Source organism: Blastomonas sp. CCH9-A1 (genome assembly GCF_001557175.1).
Lineage (GTDB): Bacteria > Pseudomonadota > Alphaproteobacteria > Sphingomonadales > Sphingomonadaceae > Blastomonas > Blastomonas delafieldii_A.
The window spans coordinates 109361-127068 of record NZ_LSHM01000025.1 but is presented as its reverse complement, the minus strand read 5'-3'; the positions used below and the strand labels follow the sequence as shown (position 1 = coordinate 127068).

The window sequence follows — 17708 nt, the reverse complement described above, 5'->3', positions numbered from 1 at the left end:
CACCCGTGCGCCAAGCGCAAATCCTGGGGGGCGGGAAGGATTCGCCGCACCGGTTTTCGCGTAGTTTTGGCCGGCTGTATCCTGCATGAACCACAAAGCGGTCAGAAGCTGCCGTTGATGTCGAGCCTGACGACAGGGCCGAAGTAACGCTCGCGGTCCTCGACAAACGCCACCGGCCCGTCGCGGCGCGCGACATAGAAGGTGCGGCGGAACGCCTCGTTGGTGCCGATCAGGTTGGACAGGCCCAGCCGCACGGTCAGCCCGCGCACGTCCTTGTTCTCGACATAGAAGCCCAGGTCCCCGCCATCGATGGGGAATTCGGCGAGCTGGCTGAGGCGCACCTCGTCGGCTTGGGAAAAGTCGAAATAGTTCGCGCCTACCGCCCAGTTGCCGCCGGGAATGTCATAGCGGAACTCGGCGCTGAATTCGTGGATCAGATCGGCCGAGATGCGGCGATTGATGCCGGTCAGCGGATCGGGCAGGCTCGATTTGCGCCAGGTATAGTCGATGTCGAAGCGCACCCCGGTCCAGCCGATCACGTCCATCTTGAAGGTGGAATCGATCGAAAAGCCCCAGATGGTCGCGCTGTCGATATTGCCCGGTGCTTCGCCGGTGGCGCCGATCGGTACCTGGTCGACGATATCCTCGACGAAATTGACGAAGGCCTTGGCGTTGATCGATCCTAGCGCGCCCAGATTCTTGGTCGCCTGGAAATCGATGTTCCAGCTCTGCTGCGGCACGAGATCGGGATTGCCGCTGTTCTGGTTCTCCGCGCCAAGGTCCGCCGAGGCGACGAAATCGAAGAAATTGAGCTGCCCGACATCGCGCTGCAGGCGCAAGCTCAGGTCGAGCGACTGGCCCGGCTTCCAGGCCAGCGAGACGAAACCCTTGGGGCGGATGAAGCTGCGCGTGAGGCCATTGGGTCCGCTCTGCATGATCTGCGAATATTCGCCGCCGATCGAGGTCTGCAGCGTCAGGTTGGAGGCGAGCGGGCGGCCATAGCTGAGTCCCGCTTCCGCGCGCTTTTCCTCGACCGTTGCGTCGGAGCCCGGCAGCGGCACCGGGTTGAACCGGCCGGCCGTGTCGAGCAGCTTCAGTTCGGCATCGGTGTCGAGCTTGTTGATTGCGCCTTCCAGGCTGAACTGCCAGTCGGCCTTCCCCGCCTTCCAGCCATATTCGGCGCGCGCGATGGTTTCGGTCTCGTCGATCCGGGTCGCCAGGCTGTTGCCCTCGCGCGGGCGGCGGTCCTCGAAATCGAGAAAGATGCGCGTGAAAAACGGGCTGTGCTCGAACCGGCGCAGACCGATGAGCTTCAGATTGCCACCCCACAGCGGGAACAGGTAATCCCCGCCGATCTCGTAATTATATTCCTTCTCGGTCTCGAGATAGTCGCGGTCGCGGACCACCTCGCCGTCCGAATCCTCGGTAATCCGCACCCAGCGCCGCTGATAGGCGAGGTTGAGATTGCCGATCTGGCCGGTGTCACCGGTATATTTGAGGCCCGCCGCGATCCGGGGCTCGTCGCCATTGACGTACAATTCCTCATAGCGCCGGTCGGTGACATTGCCCGCGGCATCGAGCACGCGCTCGGTTCCGGCATTGCCGTTGCGGAAGCTGTTGTTGGCGAGGCTCAGCGTATAGGCGATCTTCCCTGCCTTGCCGCTCGCCGAAACCTCGCCGTTGAGCACCTGCGGATCGGTGCGGCGGAAGCGCACGCGCGGGCTCCAGCGGAACTGGCCGGTAAGGCTGTCGACCTTGCTGACGATATTGACCACCTGTCCGGTCAGCCCGGGCAGGTTGAGCGTCGCGCCGTCGATCAGCTCGATGCGGATCACATTGGCCGCGCCGATGCGGCCGAGTTCGGAGACGACATCGTTGCTCTTGCCCGAAAAGCGCTCGCCATTGATCAGCACGTTGCTCGACACCTGGCCGAGCCCGCGCCGGTCCTCGCCCTCGGCGATCGAGAAGCCCGGGATCTGGCGCACCATGTCGAGCGCGGTGCGCGGCGCGAACTGCGCGAAATAGGCGGGATCGAAACTGCGCAGTGGCGTCGTTGTCTGCCCTGCCGGAGCGGGCGCCGCGGGCGCGGCGCCCTGCGCCCAGGCGATGGTGGGCAGGCCCGCCAGGGCGATTGCCGCCACCGATGCAAGATACCGGATTTTCACGAAATTTCCCCTGCCTTTTGCGGATGCCGCCCGATTGTCGCAGCTCTTCAACTACATCCGTAGTCGTTCCCTGCGTCCGATCCTGTCTGCAAAGCTCTGCAGCTTCGACCGATGCACATTCGGGTTCGACGAGCGGCTTTTGTGTCGCTGATGTGCAATCCCGTTTACCGCCGCCGATTGGCCGGTTAAGACCTTGGCGTTCAGGGGAAGGACGCGCCATGGACCCGCATGACATTATCGAACACCGCCCGATCGAACCGCGCACCGGCGTGCGCCGGATGGAGGGCGTGCCGCGCATCGAGTTCCGCTCGTCGACCTTCGCCTGGCTGTTCCAGTCGGGCACCGGCTGGATGATCCTCGCCGTCGCGCTCGCGCTGCTCGCGGGCGGCATTTATGCGGGCTATGGCTGGCAGACCGGTGCGGTGCTCGCCGTCGTGCTGGGCGCATGGATCGGCTGGAACGCGATCGAGAACCGCGCGAGCCTGTTCTGGATCGACGACCAAAGGCTGTTCATGCGGCGCGGCATTTTGATGCGCAGCGAGGAAGAGATCGAGCTCTACCGGATCAAGGACGTGAAGGTCGAATTCTCGATCATCCAGCAGATGTTCGACAATGGCACCATCTGCATCAGCTCGTCGGATTCAACCGGGCGCACCGCGTCTGCCGCGCCGCATCCGCGCACGATGATCGAGGTGACCAATGTGCGCGATGCGCGCGCGATCCGCGCGGAACTGCGCGACCGGGTCGAGGCGATCCGCCAGCGGCGCGGCGTGCGCGAATTCGATATCGGCTAGATCCAGATTTTGATGGGATCAAAAGCTGGGTCTAGCTTTCTGGTTTTCCGTGATTTCCGAGCCGTGAAATGTTCCATTTCACTCGAAATCACTCGAAGGGGTACAGTATGACGTTCCGGACATTCGCACTCGCCGCCGCCACCGCTTTGGCGGTCGTCGCCACGCCCGCCTTCGCCAAGCTGTCGCCCCAGGAGGCGAAGATGGTCGCGGCGGTGGACAAGGACCATGATCGCTGGATCGGCGTGCTCGAGGCGATCACCCGGCAGAACAGCGGCAGCCGCAACCTGGCGGGCGTGAAGAAGGTGGCGGACATGGTGACGCCCGAGCTGGAGAAGCTGGGCTTCAAGGTCGAATGGGTCGACCAGAAGGCGGCGGGGCGCGCCGGGCACCTGATCGCGACGCGCACCGGACGCCCGGGCAGCACCAGGATGCTTCTGATCGGCCATCTCGATACCGTGTTCGAACCCGATTCGCCGTTCCAGAATGTCCGCCGCATCGATGCCAACACGCTCGAAGGACCGGGGATCGAGGACAACAAGGGCGGCGTGATCACCATGTTCGCCGCCCTGGACGCTATGCAGAAGGCGGGCACGCTTTCTGCCGCCACCATCACCATCGTGCTCACCGGCGACGAGGAGGATGCGGGCGACCCGATCGACATTGCGCGCGCGGACCTTGTCAAATGGGGCCAATGGGCCGATGTCGCGCTCGATTTCGAGGGATTGTCCCAGGTCGATGGCAAGGACATGGGCTCGATCGCGCGGCGCTCCTCCTATAGCTGGCAGGTCAACGCCACCGGCAAGGAAGGCCACAGCTCGGGCATCTTCTCGGCCAGCGCGGGCCATGGCGCGATCTACGAGCTTGCGCGGATCATCGACCAGTTCCATGACGAGCTGCCCGAGGACAAGCTGACCTTCAATGTCGGGCTGATCGCGGGCGGATCAGTGGCGCAGCTCGATGCCGATCTTGTTCGCGCGCAGGCGGCGGGCAAGACCAACATCATTCCGGCGCTCGCGGTGGCGCGCGGCGATTTCCGCACCTTGAGCGACGAACAGTCCGAGCGGGTCAAGGCCAAGATGCAGGCGATTGTCGCCCAGCACCTGCCCGGCACCAGCGCCGAGATCATCTTCGAACAGGGCTATCCCCCGATGGCCCCGACCGAAGGCAACCGCGCGCTGCTCAAGCGGCTCAATGGCATCAACGCGGACCTCGGCCTCGAACAGATGGCCGAACTCGATCCGCTGAAGCGCGGCGCGGGCGATATCTCGTTCGTCGCGCGCTATGTCGATGGACTGGTCGGCATGGGCCCAGCGGGCGAAGGCGCGCACGCGCCGGGCGAGACGGTCGACCTGCCGAGCATCAAGCGCCAGGCGAAAAGGGCAGCGATCCTGATGAGCCGGTTGGCGATGGAGAAGCGGTGAGAGGCTGGCTTAGGTCACTTGAACGACCGGATCTGGGCGGATTGGCGAACGGCGGCTTTAGGCGCTCAATAGGCCGCGATCGGACCATACGTCCTCATGCCTTGCGGCTAATATGAACCTCCATCCCGGCGGCAGGGCCAAGAATGGAAGGACAGCCGGGCAATGATCGGTGAGGTGATAGAGGTGCAATGGTTTGAAGAAGTCAGGGTCGTCTGACCAATCACCAGCCCATATGAACCAGCCCGTCGTTCCACTCTCTGGCCTATGACGCAGGCCATGAAGTGGAAGTCCGCCACGCATGGCGCTCTCAGAAACGCCGACCTTATCGGTGCCGTCCGGTGGCGTGAAAACAGCGCCATACCGCTTACAAATATCTCGCTGCTCTTCTTCCATACGATCAATGTATCGCGGTAGTCTAATGGCGGCTATAGGGCAGTCGTTTTTTCATCGTGAACGGCAACGTTGGGTTCGATTCCTGATAGGCAGCTTTTTTCGCATGATCGCAGATAGCAGACTTTCGGGTTTCCTCCCCGCTCACCGTCTCCGCACATTCCGCTTGCCTGCGAGGGCAGGCCTCCATCTCCTGCCCTGGCGTCCAAGAATAACAGTCGGGAGATGGGCCCCTGCCTTCACAGGGGACCGGGTTTGCGCAGGTGCTTCGTGGCTCCGCGGGCTTCGCGTGAACCCAGTTTGGGCTTAGGATCGCGGTGAGGGACACTTGCCCTCTCCCCTTCAGGGGGGAGGGTTGGGGAGGGGGGAATGCGCTGCCTGAGCCCCTCTCAACTTCGGCTAGCCAGACAAGCTGGCAAGCCTTCGTATCTCTCCCTTGAAGGAGAGAGAGCGGGAATTGCGCTATGGCGATAGTGGAAGCCGGATGCCCCGATTGCTAGCGGGCAACGAACGGGTGAGGCATCCGGCTTCCGTGACAGGGTTAACGCTCGCCTCACCGATTCGCTGTGACGCAGTTCACACCCAATTCAGCTTTGCGCGTATAGCCCAGCCGTGCTTTTTCATCGACGAACCGTGAAGGGACCAGTGCACATGGCCAAGGAACGCAGCCCCGGCTTCAAGCTGGGCATGACCGTGCTGATCGGCGCGCTGCTCGCGATCCCGTTGTTCATGGTCTATGCGCTCGTCTGGGATCGGCAGAGCCAGTCGGAAACCGCGCGCGCCAGCGTCGCCGAGGGCTGGGGCGGGCCGCAGATGCTCGCAGGGCCGGTGATGGTCATCCCCTATCGCCAGCAATCGGTCGAGACCGTCACCGAAAACGGCCGGGAGACGTCGCGCGCGGTGACGATCGAGCGCGAGCTGTTCCTGGCCCCCGTCAGCAACACCGCAGCGGTCGATGTCGAGCCCGAGCGGCGGACCAAGTCGATCTACGAAACCGTGGTCTATGAGGCGCGGGTCAAGGGCACGGCGCGGTTCGCTCTCCCTGAGGATCTCGCGCGCTTCGGGGTGAACCCGAAGGAGCTGATGCTCGACCGCGCCGAAATCCGCGTCGGCATTTCGGATGCGCGCGGGCTGCTCGCCGACAATGCGCTTGCCATGGCGGGCAAGCCGCTGCCGCTGCGCCCCGGCAAGGGGCTGGGCTCCACCAATGGCTCCGGCTTCTTTGCCTTTGCCGACTGGTCGGAAACCGCCGGAGCGCCAGTCGATGTCGCCTATCGCTTCGGCGTGCGCGGTAATGGTCAGCTGATGCTGATCCCCGATGGCGAGGCGACCGACTGGACCGTGCGTTCGCACTGGCCGCATCCGAGCTTTGCCGGACAGTTCCTGCCCAACAGCCGCAGCGTTACCGAAAAGGGCTTCACCGCGCGCTACAAGATCAGCAATCTCGCGCTCGGCCGCGCGATCGTGCAACTGCCCCAGCCCGGCGAACAGATCGGCGCGGGCGCGCAGATGGCGCAGATCGACCTGATCGAGCCGGTCAATCTCTACAGCCAGGTCGATCGCGCGGTGAAATACGGCTTCCTGTTCATCGGCTTCACCTTCCTTGCCTTCCTGATGTTCGACATCATCGCGGGCGCACGCGTCGCGGCGGCGGAATATCTGCTCACCGGTGCAGGGCTGATCCTGTTCTTCGTGCTGCTGCTCGCCTTTGCCGAGATCATCGGGTTCACGCTCGCCTATCTGCTCGCCTCGGGCGCGATCATCGGGCTGATCAGCGCCTATAGCGCCGCGGTGCTCGGCAGCGCCAAGCGCGCCGGGTTCATCGGCGGGCTGCTGCTCGGGCTTTATGCGCTGCTCTATGTGCTGCTCAACCTCGAGGCCTATTCGCTGCTGATCGGATCGGTGCTGCTGTTCGTGGCGCTGGCGGCGGTGATGTACGTCACCCGCCGCGTCGACTGGTCGGGCCTGGGCCAGCGGGACGCAGCCAAGGGCTTGCCGGAAGCGTAAAGCCGTCCATAGTGCATCCAAACGATAATATGAGGATGCACCCATGGATTTCACGCTTCCGGCGGAGCTGACCGCCTATCTGGCCGAGCTCGACGCGTTCATCGCGAAGGAGATCAAGCCGCTCGAACAGGCGGACGACAATATCCGCTTTTTCGATCATCGCCGCGAATGGGCGCGCACCGATTTCGATAACGGGGGCCTGCCGCGCCACGATTGGGAAGAGCTGCTGCGCGAGGCGCAACACCGCGCCGATGCCGCCGGGCACTGGCGCTTTTCCGCGCCGAAGAAATATGGCGGCCAAGATGGCTCCAACCTGTGGATGGCGGTGATCCGCGAGCATTTTGCGGCCATGGGGCTGGGCCTGCACAACGACCTGCAGAACGAGCATTCGATTGTCGGCAATTTCCCCTTCGTCGCGATGTTCGAGGAATTCGGCACCGAAGAGCAGAAGCAGGAGTTCATCCTGGGCGGCTTCGAGCGCACGCGGATCACCGCTTTCGGCCTCACCGAGCCCAACCACGGATCGGACGCGACGCATATGGAAACGCGCGCGGTGCGCGAGACGCGCGACGGCGTGCCCGGCTGGCGCATCGATGGCGAGAAGATGTGGATCACCGGCATGCATGTCGCGACGCACTGCGCGCTGTTTGCCCGGACCAGCGGCCAGGATGGCGATGCGCGCGGCATCACCTGCCTGCTCGTGCCGACCGACACGCCGGGCCTGAAGATCGAGGAGTATCTGTGGACCTTCAACATGCCCACCGATCATCCGCGCCTGTCGTTCACCAATGTCTGGGTGCCCGAAAGCGCGATGCTGGGCGAGGAGGGCAGGGGGCTTTCGCTCGCGCAGAGCTTCGTCCACCAGAACCGCATCCGCCAGGCGGCATCGTCACTAGGCGCTGCGGTGTTCTGCATCGAGGAAAGCGTCAGATATGCGCGCGAGCGGCGGCCGTTCGGCAAGGCGCTGGCCGAGAACCAGGCGATCCAGTTTCCGCTGGTCGAGCTCGCGACCCAGGCCGAGATGCTGCGGCTGCTGATCCGCAAGACCGCTTGGGACATGGACAACATGCCGCACAAGGCGATCGAGCGCGAACTCTCGGACAAGGTCAGCATGTGCAACTATTGGGCGAACCGGCTGTGCTGCGAGGCGGCCGATCGCGCGATGCAGGTGCATGGCGGCATCGGCTATTCGCGCCACACCCCGTTCGAACATATCTATCGCCACCACCGCCGCTACCGCATCACCGAAGGGTCGGAGGAAATCCAGATGCGCAAGGTGGCGGCCTATCTGTTCGGCTTTCTGGGCCCCAGGCGCGCGCTGTTCGAATAGCGTCGGGGCCGCGAGCCACCATCCAACAAAACCTTGATTTCCGCATGCAAAACAGCCATCTGCTAATCGGAACGATTCAATCCGATTTGTTGGCCGATTAGCGGGAGCGGCGCATGCGTCTGTCCAGTCTTGCAGATTATGCCGTGGTGCTGATGAGCGCCGCTGCGCGCCATTGCGGTGGCATGCGGTGCAATGCGCGTGCGCTGGCGGAAGAGACCGGCCTGCCGCTGCCCACCGCCCAGAAGCTGGTGAGCAAGCTTTCCGCCGCCGGGCTGATCGAATCGGTGCGCGGCGCGGGCGGCGGCTTCCGCCTGTCGCGCCCACCCGCCGCGATCACGCTTGCCGATATTGTCGAGGCGGTCGATGGCCCGATCACCATCACCGTCTGTTCGGGCGAGCATGCCAGCGATTGCGCGATCGAGGGCAGCTGCCATGTCCGCCCGCACTGGCAGATCGTCAACCGCACCATCCGCGCGGCGCTGGCATCAGTGACGCTGGCCAGCCTCGGCCAGCACATTCCGGATCCACGCCGCCCCGAACATGCTCTTGATTTCAAAAGGACCGTATCGTGACCGACGACAGCAACACCGCTGAAAGCAAGGTGCGCGATGCCGATGCCTGGGCCGCAGCCGAAAAGGTGGGCACCTATGAATGGGGCTTCACCACCGATATCGAACAGGAACTCGCGCCCAAGGGGCTGAACGAGGACACTGTCCGCTATATCAGCGCCAAGAAGAACGAGCCCGAATGGATGCTCGACTGGCGCTTGAAGGCCTTCCGCATCTGGCAGGAAATGCCCGAGCCCGATTGGGCGAAGCTTAACTATCCGCCGATCGATTATCAGGACGCCTATTATTACGCCGCGCCCAAGGCCAAGCCGAAGCTGGGCTCGCTCGACGAGGTCGATCCCGAGATCCTTCGCGTCTATGAAAAGCTCGGCATCCCGATCGAGGAGCAGAAGGTGCTCGCCGGGGTCGAGGGCGCGCGCAAGGTCGCGGTCGATGCGGTGTTCGACAGCGTGTCGGTCGCCACCACCTTCCGCGAGGAGCTGAGCCGCGCGGGCGTCATCTTCATGTCGATCAGCGAGGCGATCCGCGAGCATCCCGAGCTGGTGAAGAAGTGGCTCGGCAAGGTCGTGCCGGTGCGCGACAATTATTTCGCGTGCTTGAACTGCGCCGTCTTTTCCGACGGTACCTTCGTCTACATCCCCGAAGGCGTGCGCTGCCCGATGGAGCTTTCCACCTATTTCCGCATCAACGCGGAAAATACCGGCCAGTTCGAACGCACCCTGATCGTCGCCGACAAGGGCAGTTACGTGTCCTATCTCGAAGGCTGCACCGCGCCGCAGCGTGACGAGAACCAGCTTCACGCCGCCGTGGTCGAGCTGGTCGCGCTCGATGATGCCGAGATCAAATACTCGACCGTGCAGAACTGGTACCCCGGCGATGCGGAAGGGCGGGGCGGCATCTACAATTTCGTCACCAAGCGCGGGCTGGCGCAGGGCGCGCGCTCCAAGATCAGCTGGACGCAGGTCGAAACCGGCTCTGCGGTGACGTGGAAATATCCCTCGTGCGTGCTCAACGGCGAGGACAGCGTCGGCGAATTCTATTCGGTCGCGGTCACCAACAATTGCCAGCAGGCCGATACCGGCACCAAGATGATCCACAACGGCAAGGGCTCTCGTTCGACCATCGTCTCCAAGGGGATCAGCGCGGGCAAGAGCAACAACACCTATCGCGGGCTGGTCCGCGTCGCCCCCTCGGCCGAGGGCGTGCGCAACTTCACCCAGTGCGACAGCCTGCTGCTCGGCGACCAGTGCGGCGCACACACCGTGCCCTATATCGAGGTGCGCAATCCCAGCGCCACGATCGAGCACGAGGCGACGACCAGCAAGATCAGCGACGACCAGCTGTTCTACGCGATGCAGCGCGGGCTTAGCCAGGAGGACGCGGTCGCGCTGATCGTCAACGGCTTCGCGCGCGAGGTGCTCAAGCAGCTGCCGATGGAATTCGCGGTCGAAGCGCAGAAGCTGCTGGGGATTTCGCTTGAGGGGAGCGTGGGGTGAGCCTCAGATCCTCTTTTCGCCGTCATGCTGAACTTGTTTCAGCATCCATCGTGCCGCAGCAGCCGAAGCCGTGTGGGGCGAAATGGACCCTGAAACAAGTTCAGGGTGACGACAGACAACCGATTTGCCGAACGAGATAAATGACAATGCTCCAGATTAACAACCTCCACGCCACAGTCGGCGAAACCGCGATCCTCAAGGGGCTGTCGCTCACCATCAACGCAGGGGAAATCCATGCGATCATGGGGCCCAACGGTGCGGGCAAGTCGACGCTGGCCTATACGCTGGGCGGACGGCCTGGATACGAGGTAACCCAGGGCACCGCGACCTTCGACGGCCAGGACCTGCTCGCCCTCGAGCCGCACGAGCGCGCCGCTGCCGGGCTGTTCCTGGGCTTCCAGTACCCGGTCGAGATTCCCGGCGTCTCCAACCTGCAGTTTCTGCGCGAAAGCCTCAACGCGCAGCGCAAGGCGCGTGGGCAAGAACCGCTGTCGGGCGCGGAGTTCATCAAGCTTGCCAAGGAAAAGGCGGCGCTGCTGCGCATGGACATGGAGATGCTCAAGCGCCCGGTGAATGTCGGTTTTTCGGGCGGCGAGAAGAAGCGCAACGAGATGGTGCAGATGGGGATCATCGATCCCAAGCTCGCGCTGCTCGACGAAACCGATAGCGGGCTTGATATCGACGCGCTGCGCATCGTCGGCGAAGGCATCAACGCGATCATGCGCAAGGGCGACAAGGCGGTGCTGCTGATCACCCACTATCAGCGGCTGCTCGATCTGGTGAAGCCCGATTTCGTCCACGTCCTCGCCGGTGGCCGCATCGTGCGCAGCGGCGGTCCCGAGCTGGCGCTGGAGCTGGAAGAACAGGGTTACGAGGCGGTGGCGTGATGGGCGTGCAGCCTGCCAGAACCTTCTCCCTTGATGGGAGAAGGATACGGAGCCTTGCCAAGCGCAGCGCGGCTAGGCGCAGTTGGATGAGGGTGAGTGCGTCATCCGCAGCAATTGCCCCGCAACCGCTCCACCCTCACCCAGCTTCGCCTAAATTCGCTTCGCTCATTAAGGCTTCGCAGCCCTCTCCCCTCAAGGGAGAGGGGTTTTGGGGAGAGGGATCATGAGCGGTAACGTCATCCCCCTCCCCACCCGCAAGGACGAGGCCTGGCGCTATGCCGATCTCGATGCGCTGGCGCGCGTTTGGGGCGATGTGCCGCAGGGACCTGAGCGGATCGTGGTGCCTGCAGGCGAGACGCTCTCGCGGCAGATCGTGCTGCCGGTGGCGCTGTCGGGCGTGTCGATCACCGATCTCGACGTGGAGATCGAAGCGGGTGCGACGTTCGCGCTGCATCTGCTGTGCACTGACGCCGATTATGGCCGGATGAGCATCCATGTGCTGCTGCACGAAGGCGCGCATTTCGAGATGGGGGGGGCGATCCTGGGCCATTCTGACCAGACGCTCGAGATCGTCACCAGCGTGAACCACGCGCACCCCCATGCCACCAGCAACCAGGTGGTGCGCAGCGTGCTCGCGGGCCGCGCGACCGGATCGTTCCTCGGCAAGGTCGCGGTCGCGCGGCATGCGCAGAAGACCGATGCGTCGCAATCGGTCAAGGCGATGCTGCTCGACCGCACCGCGACCGCCAATGCCAAGCCCGAGCTGGAAATCTATGCCGACGATGTGAAATGCGCGCATGGTGCCACCGTGGGCGAGCTCGACAAGCAGGCCCTGTTCTACATGGCCGCGCGCGGGCTGCCGCCGCAGGTGGCGCGCAAGCTGATGCTGCAGGCGTTCATCGCCGATGCGTTCGTGTCGCTCGACGACGACGCCGCGCGCGAGGCGATCGAAACGCGCGCGCTGGAGGGGCTGGCGTGATGGGTGAGATTGTAATCACATCCGCTCACCCTGAGCCTGTCGAAGGGTCCGCGCGGGGGCTTCGACAAGCTCAGCCTGAGCGGGGTGGGGCGCAGCTTCTGAATCATCGCGCCGATTTCCCCGGCCTGATTACCGGGTCGGGTGAGCCGTGGCATTATCTCGATTCCGCCGCCACCGCGCAGAAGCCCAGGCAAGTGATCGACGCGATCGCGCAGAGCTATGGCGGCGATTATGCGACGGTGCACCGCGGCGTCTATGCACGTTCGGCGGACATGACGATCGCTTACGAGGCTGCGCGGCGCAAGGCGGCGGCGTTCATCGGCGGGCGCGAGGACGAGACCATATTCGTGCGCGGCGCGACCGAGGGGATCAACCTGGTCGCCTCGAGCTGGGGCGGCAAGAACCTGAAGCCCGGCGACCGCATCCTGCTCAGCCAGCTCGAGCATCACAGCAATATCGTGCCCTGGCAGCTCGTCGCCGAACGCACCGGCGCGGTGATCGATGTCGCCCCGTTGACACTGGATGGGCGGATCGATCTCGACGCGGTCGAGGCGATGCTGACGCCGGCGCACAAGATGGTGGCGCTCGCGCATGTGTCGAACGTGCTCGGCAGCGTGCTCGATGCCAGGCGCGCGGCGGCACTCGCGCATTCGGTGGGCGCACTGCTGCTGCTCGATGGTTGTCAGGCGGTGCCGCGTATCCCCGTCGATGTCGCGGCTCTGGGCTGCGATTTCTATGTGTACAGCGCGCACAAGCTCTATGGCCCCACCGGCATCGGCGTGCTCTGGGGCCGGGCCGAGCTGCTGGGTGCCATGCCGCCGTGGCAGGGCGGCGGCGCGATGATCGACCGGGTGACCTTCGAACGCACCACCTATGCCCCGCCACCGCAGCGGTTCGAGGCAGGCACGCCGCATATCACGGGAGCCATCGGTCTGGCGGCAGCGATCGATTATGTGCAAGTGATCGGCATCGACGCGATCCATGCGCATGAAAGCGCGCTGGTCGCCGAGGCGCAGGACGCGCTCGCGGGCATCAACGCGATCCGTCTGTTCGGGCCGAAGGACAGCGCAGGCATCCTCTCGTTCGAGATGCAGGGGGTGCATCCGCACGATATCGGCACCATATTGGACGAAGCGCATGTCGCGATCCGCGCCGGGCATCATTGCGCCCAGCCGCTGATGGATCATCTCGGCGTGGCTGCTACCGCGCGCGCGAGCTTCGGCATTTACAGCAACAGCGACGATGTCGCCGCTCTGGTGCGGGGACTGGAACGGGTCCGCAGGATTTTCGGGTGAGGCTTATGGAAGAGACGGGAAAGATCGTGATCGACGAGGTCGAGGCAGTGGCCAAGCCGCCCAAGGCGCGCGTGCAGGACGTGGTCGAGGACGCCGCGCCCGCAGAGCCGCGCCGCCGCGACTATCTGGATGGCTTCCTGGCCGAGAAGCCGCAGGGCCAGGCTCCGAACGAGCCGGGCGGCGAGGTGTACGAGGCGGTGATCGACCGCTTGAAGGGCATTTACGATCCCGAAATCCCGGTGAACATCTATGACCTTGGGCTGATCTATGGCGTCGAGGTGAATGACGCGCATGCGATCATCACGATGACGCTGACGACGCCGCATTGCCCGGTCGCCGAATCCATGCCCGGCGAGGTCGAGATGCAGGTTTGCTCGGTCCCCGGGATCGCCGATGCCGAGGTCAATCTGGTCTGGGATCCGCCCTGGGATCCGGGCAAGATGAGCGACGAGGCCCGGCTCGAAATGGGGATGTTGTAATTACCTAACCTTCTCCCTTGAAGGGAGAAGGATACGAAGCCTTGTCGAGCATCAGCGAGGCTAGGCGAAGTTGGATGAGGGTGAGGTGCGCGGGGGTTGCGCATTTCCCCCTCTCCCAGCTCCGACTAGGCAGCGAGCTGCCAAGTCTTCGCAACCCTCTCCCTCGTGGGGGAGAGGGGTAAAGTGAGGAAAAGATCGATGACCACCACCACTCGTGCCCGTCCCGCCGCGCTGACGCTGACCGCGTCGGCCGAGGCGCGCATCGCGCATCTGATGGCGAATGCGCCCGAAGGGGCGATCGGGGTGAAGCTGTCGACCCCACGCCGGGGCTGTTCGGGGCTCGCCTATTCGGTCGATTATGTGACGGAAGAGGTGAAGTTCGACGAGAAGATCGAAACCCCCGGTGGCACGTTTTACGTCGATGGCGGATCGGTGCTGTACCTGATCGGATCGACCATGGACTGGGTCGAGGACGATTTCACCGCCGGTTTCGTGTTCGCCAACCCCAATGCCAAGGGAAGCTGCGGCTGCGGCGAGAGCTTCACCGTCTGAAGCCCTCGCGCTGCCGCGCCGGCGGTCAGTCCATCGGGATCGGGCGCTCTCCGACGATTGACAGGCCATAGCCGTCGAGCGCCACCAGGCTGTGGTGCGAGTTGGTCAGCAATTCCATCTCGTTCACGCCCATTTCGGTGAGAATCTGCGCCCCGATGCCATAATCGCGCAGTTCCTCCATATCGGGCACCGCCTCGCCCGATTTCATCCGCACCGCGTTGCTCAGGCTGTTGATGCCGTGCCGGTTGAGCAGCACGACCAGACCTGCGCCTTCCTCGCCGATCAGGTCCATCGCCTTGCCCAGCACGCCCGAACGCGGCCCAGTCTCGCCGAAAATGTCGGAGAACGGGCTCAGCACATGCATGCGCACCAGGGTCGGCTTGTCGGGATCGACATGGCCCTTTTGCAGCACGATTTGCTCGTTCTTCTCGGCCTTGTTGTAGAATACGATCGCCTTCCACTCGCCGCCGTGGCGGCTGGTGAAGCGGGCCTCGGCGCGCCGTTCGACCAGATGGTCATGGCGGCGGCGATAGGCGATGAGGTCGCGGATCGTGCCGATCTTCATCCCGTGGATGTGCGCGAACTCGATCAGGTCGTCGAGCCGCGCCATGGTGCCGTCATCGTTCATGATCTCGCAAATCACGCCCGAGGGGTTGAGCCCCGCGAGCCGCGACACGTCCACCGCCGCCTCGGTATGGCCGGCGCGCACCAGCACGCCGCCATCGCGCGCCATCAGCGGGAAGACATGGCCGGGGGTGACGATCTCCTCGGGACCCTTGCTCGGATCGATCGCGACGGTGACGGTGCGCGAGCGATCGGCGGCGCTGATGCCGGTGGTGACGCCCTCGCGCGCCTCGATCGAGACGGTGAACGCGGTCTCGTGCCGCGTGCCGTTGTTGCGCGACATGAGGTTGAGGCCGAGCTGCTCGACCCGGTCGCGGGTCATGGCAAGGCAGATCAGACCGCGACCATATTTGGCCATAAAGTTGATCGCATCGGGCGTCGCCATCTGCGCGGGGATGATGAGATCGCCCTCGTTCTCGCGGTCCTCGTCATCGACCAGGATGTACATCCGGCCGTTGCGCGCCTCGTTGATGATCTCTTCGGCCGTCGCCATGACGCCAGCGGGATCGCGCGAAAGATAGCGCTCGAGCTTGCCCAAAGTCTCGGCGGTCGGGTTCCAGTCGGGCTCGCCCAGCTTGCGCAGAGAATTGGCGTGCAGCCCTGCGGCGCGGGCGAGGCCGGCGCGGCTTTCCTGGCCGGTCTCGATGATTTCGACGATGCGTTCGATCAATTGCGCTGACATTGGAATATCCTTTCGGAGATTCCGATATCACACTGCAATGTGAGTCGAAAGCTTCAAATCACATCGAAAGCGATTTTGCCTCGTTCATCCGCATCAGATAGCGGGCGAGCACGTCGATCTCCAGATTGACCGGATCCCCCGGCTGCAGATCGCCCAGCGTCGTCATCTCCCAGGTGTGCGGGATGATGTTGAGCCCGAAATGGACGCTGCCGTCGCTCTGATCGGCATGGCTGTTGACGGTCAGCGACACGCCGTCGACGGTGATCGATCCCTTGGCGGCGATATAGGGCGCGAGCGCGGCGGGGGCGGCGATGGTGAAGCGGATCGAATCGCCCTCGGCCTCGCGCGCAGCGACGGTTCCCACGCCATCGACATGGCCGGTCACGATATGCCCGCCGAGTTCATCGCCGATCTTCAGCGCGCGTTCGAGGTTCAGCCGCTTGCCCTGGACCCAGCGACCTGCGGCGGTCTTGCTCACCGTCTCGGCGGAAATGTCGACGGTGAACCAGTCGTCGCCCTTGCTCGTCACGGTCAGGCACGCGCCCGAGCAGGCGATCGATGCGCCGATCGCGACGCCCGACATGTCATAATGGCAGCGGATGCGCGCGTGCAGGTCGCCGCGCTGTTCGGCATGGTCGATGGTGCCGATATCGGTGATGATGCCTGTGAACATGAAATGGGTCCTCGATGCGGCGGGTCAGCGCACCCGCTGGTAGCTTTCCATCCGGTCCTTGCCAAGCAGCCGCGTATCGTCGAGCCGCCAGCGGCCGTGCGCGTGCGCCAGCTCGCTCAGCCCGATATCGCCCAGGGCTGCCATGCCGTGACCGATCAGCACCGGTGCGCGATACAGCAGCAACCGGTCGACCATGTCGCGCGCCAAGAACGCGGCGGCGACTTCCGCGCCGCCCTCGACCATCAGCCAGTCGGTGCCTTCCAGCGTCGCAATATCCTCGGGCGCGGCGATGCCGGTCCAGCCTGACGGCGCATCACCCATCCGGCTCAGCAGCACCCGGCGCGGCGAGCGATGTTCGAGCCCGGCGAGCCGCACGTCGAGCTTGGGCGCATCGGCGCGATAGGTGCCGCCGCCGACCAGAATGGCGTCATGCCGCGCGCGCTCGACATGCGCATGCGCGCGGGCGGCGTCCCCGGTGATCCAGCGGCTCGACCCGTCGGCCATCGCGATCTGCCCGTCGAGCGAGGTCGCGAGCTTCAGGGTGACGAAGGGGCGGCCCAGCACCTGACGCGTCAGAAATCCGGCGAGGCTGGCGCGCGCCTCGCTTTCCAGCACACCGGTCTCGACCGCGATGCCCGCTGCGCGCAGCCGCTCGATGCCGGTGCCATTGGTGCGCGGGTCGGGGTCCTGACAACCGATGACCACGCGTGCCACGCCGCTTGCGATCAGCAGATCGGCACAGGCTGGCCCGCGCGCGCTTTCATGTGCGCAGGGCTCAAGCGTGACATAGGCGGTCGCCCCGCGCGCGGCATCGCCTGCCTGAGCGAGCGCCATCGCCTCGCCATGCGGACGGCCGCCGCGATCGGTCCAGCCGCGGCCAATGACGCGGCCATCGCGAACCAATAGGCAGCCGACCGAGGGATTGGGGCTCGACAGCGAACGTCCGCGCTCGGCGAGGGCAATGGCCGCGCGCATCCAGTCGGCATCGGACCGGACGGTCGGAATCACTCGGTATCCATGCCCAGCTGTTCGGCGAGACGGCGATATTGCGCCTTGCGCTCTTCCTCACGGCGAAGCGCCTCGGCCTCGCGCTTTTCCTTGAGCAGCTGGTTGGCCTCGATTTCCTTGCGGATCTGCTCGTCGCTGCGCCCCGGCTCCAGGCTGGTCACCCAGGTGATCTCGGGGCGCTTCCACTGCACCTCGAAGCCGGATTCGCTGATGAACGCGCCGAAGATCGCGATCGTGCACGCTGCCGATAGCGCGAGAAAGCGCCATTTATGCTCCTGCTGGTCGAACCAATAGGCCTTCAGGTCCGATGCAGCGCGCACCGGCGATATGTCGCGAAAGAATCCCATAGGGGGCAAG

17 protein-coding genes are annotated in these 17708 nt (G+C 64.4%); 11 read left to right on the top strand and 6 right to left on the bottom strand.

Annotated elements, in window-relative coordinates:
• Window positions 1–101: 101 nt before the first annotated feature.
• Window positions 102–2165, bottom strand: coding sequence for a TonB-dependent receptor plug domain-containing protein (locus AX725_RS07440; protein WP_060979594.1), 2064 nt, complete (start codon window positions 2163–2165; stop codon window positions 102–104).
• Between the two features lie 218 nt (window positions 2166–2383).
• On the opposite strand from AX725_RS07440, the gene AX725_RS07435 reads away from it, so the two are divergent.
• Both AX725_RS07435 and AX725_RS07430 read left to right on the top strand, forming a co-directional pair.
• Window positions 2384–2959 carry a PH domain-containing protein gene (locus tag AX725_RS07435; RefSeq protein ID WP_060979595.1) on the top strand — a complete coding sequence of 192 codons (576 nt, stop codon included), beginning with the start codon at window positions 2384–2386 and terminating at the stop codon, window positions 2957–2959.
• A 107-nt stretch (window positions 2960–3066) separates the two neighbouring features.
• The gene (locus AX725_RS07430; RefSeq protein ID WP_060979596.1) at window positions 3067–4380 is read left to right on the top strand and encodes a M20/M25/M40 family metallo-hydrolase; all 1314 of its coding nucleotides are present in this window, start codon (window positions 3067–3069) and stop codon (window positions 4378–4380) included.
• A 57-nt stretch (window positions 4381–4437) separates the two neighbouring features.
• Here the strand turns inward: AX725_RS07430 and AX725_RS21775 are convergent, their stop codons facing one another.
• Window positions 4438–4773, bottom strand: coding sequence for an immunity protein Imm33 domain-containing protein (locus AX725_RS21775; RefSeq protein WP_081097012.1), 336 nt, complete (start codon window positions 4771–4773; stop codon window positions 4438–4440).
• Between the two features lie 648 nt (window positions 4774–5421).
• Between AX725_RS21775 and creD the strand changes: the two genes are divergently transcribed.
• The 9 genes from creD to AX725_RS07385 all read left to right on the top strand — a co-directional run bounded on the left by creD (window position 5422) and on the right by AX725_RS07385 (window position 14364).
• Window positions 5422–6777: a cell envelope integrity protein CreD gene (gene creD / locus AX725_RS07425; RefSeq protein WP_060978880.1), complete on the top strand. Its 1356-nt coding sequence runs from the start codon at window positions 5422–5424 to the stop codon at window positions 6775–6777.
• Between the two features lie 43 nt (window positions 6778–6820).
• Window positions 6821–8107 (top strand): acyl-CoA dehydrogenase family protein, encoded by a 1287-nt coding sequence (locus AX725_RS07420; protein WP_060978881.1) that lies wholly within the window; start codon window positions 6821–6823, stop codon window positions 8105–8107.
• Between the two features lie 113 nt (window positions 8108–8220).
• Entirely contained in the window at window positions 8221–8679 is a 459-nt protein-coding gene (locus tag AX725_RS07415; RefSeq protein WP_060978882.1) for an SUF system Fe-S cluster assembly regulator, read from the top strand.
• A complete protein-coding gene (gene sufB / locus AX725_RS07410; RefSeq protein ID WP_060978883.1) occupies window positions 8676–10172 on the top strand; it encodes a Fe-S cluster assembly protein SufB in 1497 nt (498 codons plus the stop codon). Before AX725_RS07415 ends, sufB begins: the two co-directional genes overlap by 4 nt.
• 146 nt (window positions 10173–10318) lie before the next feature.
• Entirely contained in the window at window positions 10319–11059 is a 741-nt protein-coding gene (sufC, locus tag AX725_RS07405; protein WP_060978884.1) for a Fe-S cluster assembly ATPase SufC, read from the top strand.
• Window positions 11060–11282: 223 nt separating this feature from the next.
• A complete protein-coding gene (locus AX725_RS07400; protein ID WP_060978885.1) occupies window positions 11283–12038 on the top strand; it encodes a SufD family Fe-S cluster assembly protein in 756 nt (251 codons plus the stop codon).
• Window positions 12038–13333 (top strand): cysteine desulfurase, encoded by a 1296-nt coding sequence (locus tag AX725_RS07395; RefSeq protein WP_081096979.1) that lies wholly within the window; start codon window positions 12038–12040, stop codon window positions 13331–13333. The genes AX725_RS07400 and AX725_RS07395 overlap by 1 nt, the downstream gene beginning before the upstream one ends.
• Window positions 13334–13338: 5 nt before the next feature.
• Window positions 13339–13812, top strand: a complete 474-nt coding sequence (locus AX725_RS07390) for a DUF59 domain-containing protein (RefSeq protein WP_060978886.1) — start codon at window positions 13339–13341, stop codon at window positions 13810–13812.
• Between the two features lie 198 nt (window positions 13813–14010).
• On the top strand, window positions 14011–14364 hold the full coding sequence (locus AX725_RS07385) for a HesB/IscA family protein (protein WP_060978887.1): 354 nt from the start codon (window positions 14011–14013) through the stop codon (window positions 14362–14364).
• 25 nt (window positions 14365–14389) lie between these two features.
• Here the strand turns inward: AX725_RS07385 and ribB are convergent, their stop codons facing one another.
• Genes ribB through AX725_RS07365 form a run of 4 tightly spaced genes read right to left on the bottom strand, consistent with a single transcriptional unit; the run spans window position 14390 to window position 17707 of the window.
• Window positions 14390–15670: a 3,4-dihydroxy-2-butanone-4-phosphate synthase gene (ribB, locus tag AX725_RS07380; protein WP_060978888.1), complete on the bottom strand. Its 1281-nt coding sequence runs from the start codon at window positions 15668–15670 to the stop codon at window positions 14390–14392.
• 58 nt (window positions 15671–15728) lie between these two features.
• On the bottom strand, window positions 15729–16343 hold the full coding sequence (locus tag AX725_RS07375) for a riboflavin synthase (protein WP_060978889.1): 615 nt from the start codon (window positions 16341–16343) through the stop codon (window positions 15729–15731).
• A gap of 24 nt (window positions 16344–16367) precedes the next feature.
• Window positions 16368–17351 carry a bifunctional diaminohydroxyphosphoribosylaminopyrimidine deaminase/5-amino-6-(5-phosphoribosylamino)uracil reductase RibD gene (gene ribD, locus AX725_RS07370; RefSeq protein WP_208597974.1) on the bottom strand — a complete coding sequence of 328 codons (984 nt, stop codon included), beginning with the start codon at window positions 17349–17351 and terminating at the stop codon, window positions 16368–16370.
• Entirely contained in the window at window positions 17348–17707 is a 360-nt protein-coding gene (locus AX725_RS07365) for a hypothetical protein (RefSeq protein ID WP_155645982.1), read from the bottom strand. Before AX725_RS07365 ends, ribD begins: the two co-directional genes overlap by 4 nt.
• Window position 17708 lies beyond the last annotated feature (1 nt).

Bases quoted from the DNA above. Each gene is read 5' to 3' on its own strand.
- AX725_RS07435 (WP_060979595.1), top strand. From the start codon at position 2,384: ATGGACCCGCATGACATTATCGAACACCGCCCGATCGAACCGCGCACC.
- AX725_RS07430 (WP_060979596.1), top strand. From the start codon at position 3,067: ATGACGTTCCGGACATTCGCACTCGCCGCCGCCACCGCTTTGGCGGTC.
- AX725_RS21775 (WP_081097012.1), bottom strand. From the start codon at position 4,773: ATGGAAGAAGAGCAGCGAGATATTTGTAAGCGGTATGGCGCTGTTTTC.
- creD (WP_060978880.1), top strand. From the start codon at position 5,422: ATGGCCAAGGAACGCAGCCCCGGCTTCAAGCTGGGCATGACCGTGCTG.
- AX725_RS07420 (WP_060978881.1), top strand. From the start codon at position 6,821: ATGGATTTCACGCTTCCGGCGGAGCTGACCGCCTATCTGGCCGAGCTC.
- AX725_RS07415 (WP_060978882.1), top strand. From the start codon at position 8,221: ATGCGTCTGTCCAGTCTTGCAGATTATGCCGTGGTGCTGATGAGCGCC.
- sufC (WP_060978884.1), top strand. From the start codon at position 10,319: ATGCTCCAGATTAACAACCTCCACGCCACAGTCGGCGAAACCGCGATC.
- AX725_RS07400 (WP_060978885.1), top strand. From the start codon at position 11,283: ATGAGCGGTAACGTCATCCCCCTCCCCACCCGCAAGGACGAGGCCTGG.
- AX725_RS07395 (WP_081096979.1), top strand. From the start codon at position 12,038: ATGGGTGAGATTGTAATCACATCCGCTCACCCTGAGCCTGTCGAAGGG.
- AX725_RS07390 (WP_060978886.1), top strand. From the start codon at position 13,339: ATGGAAGAGACGGGAAAGATCGTGATCGACGAGGTCGAGGCAGTGGCC.
- AX725_RS07385 (WP_060978887.1), top strand. From the start codon at position 14,011: ATGACCACCACCACTCGTGCCCGTCCCGCCGCGCTGACGCTGACCGCG.
- ribB (WP_060978888.1), bottom strand. From the start codon at position 15,670: ATGTCAGCGCAATTGATCGAACGCATCGTCGAAATCATCGAGACCGGC.
- AX725_RS07375 (WP_060978889.1), bottom strand. From the start codon at position 16,343: ATGTTCACAGGCATCATCACCGATATCGGCACCATCGACCATGCCGAA.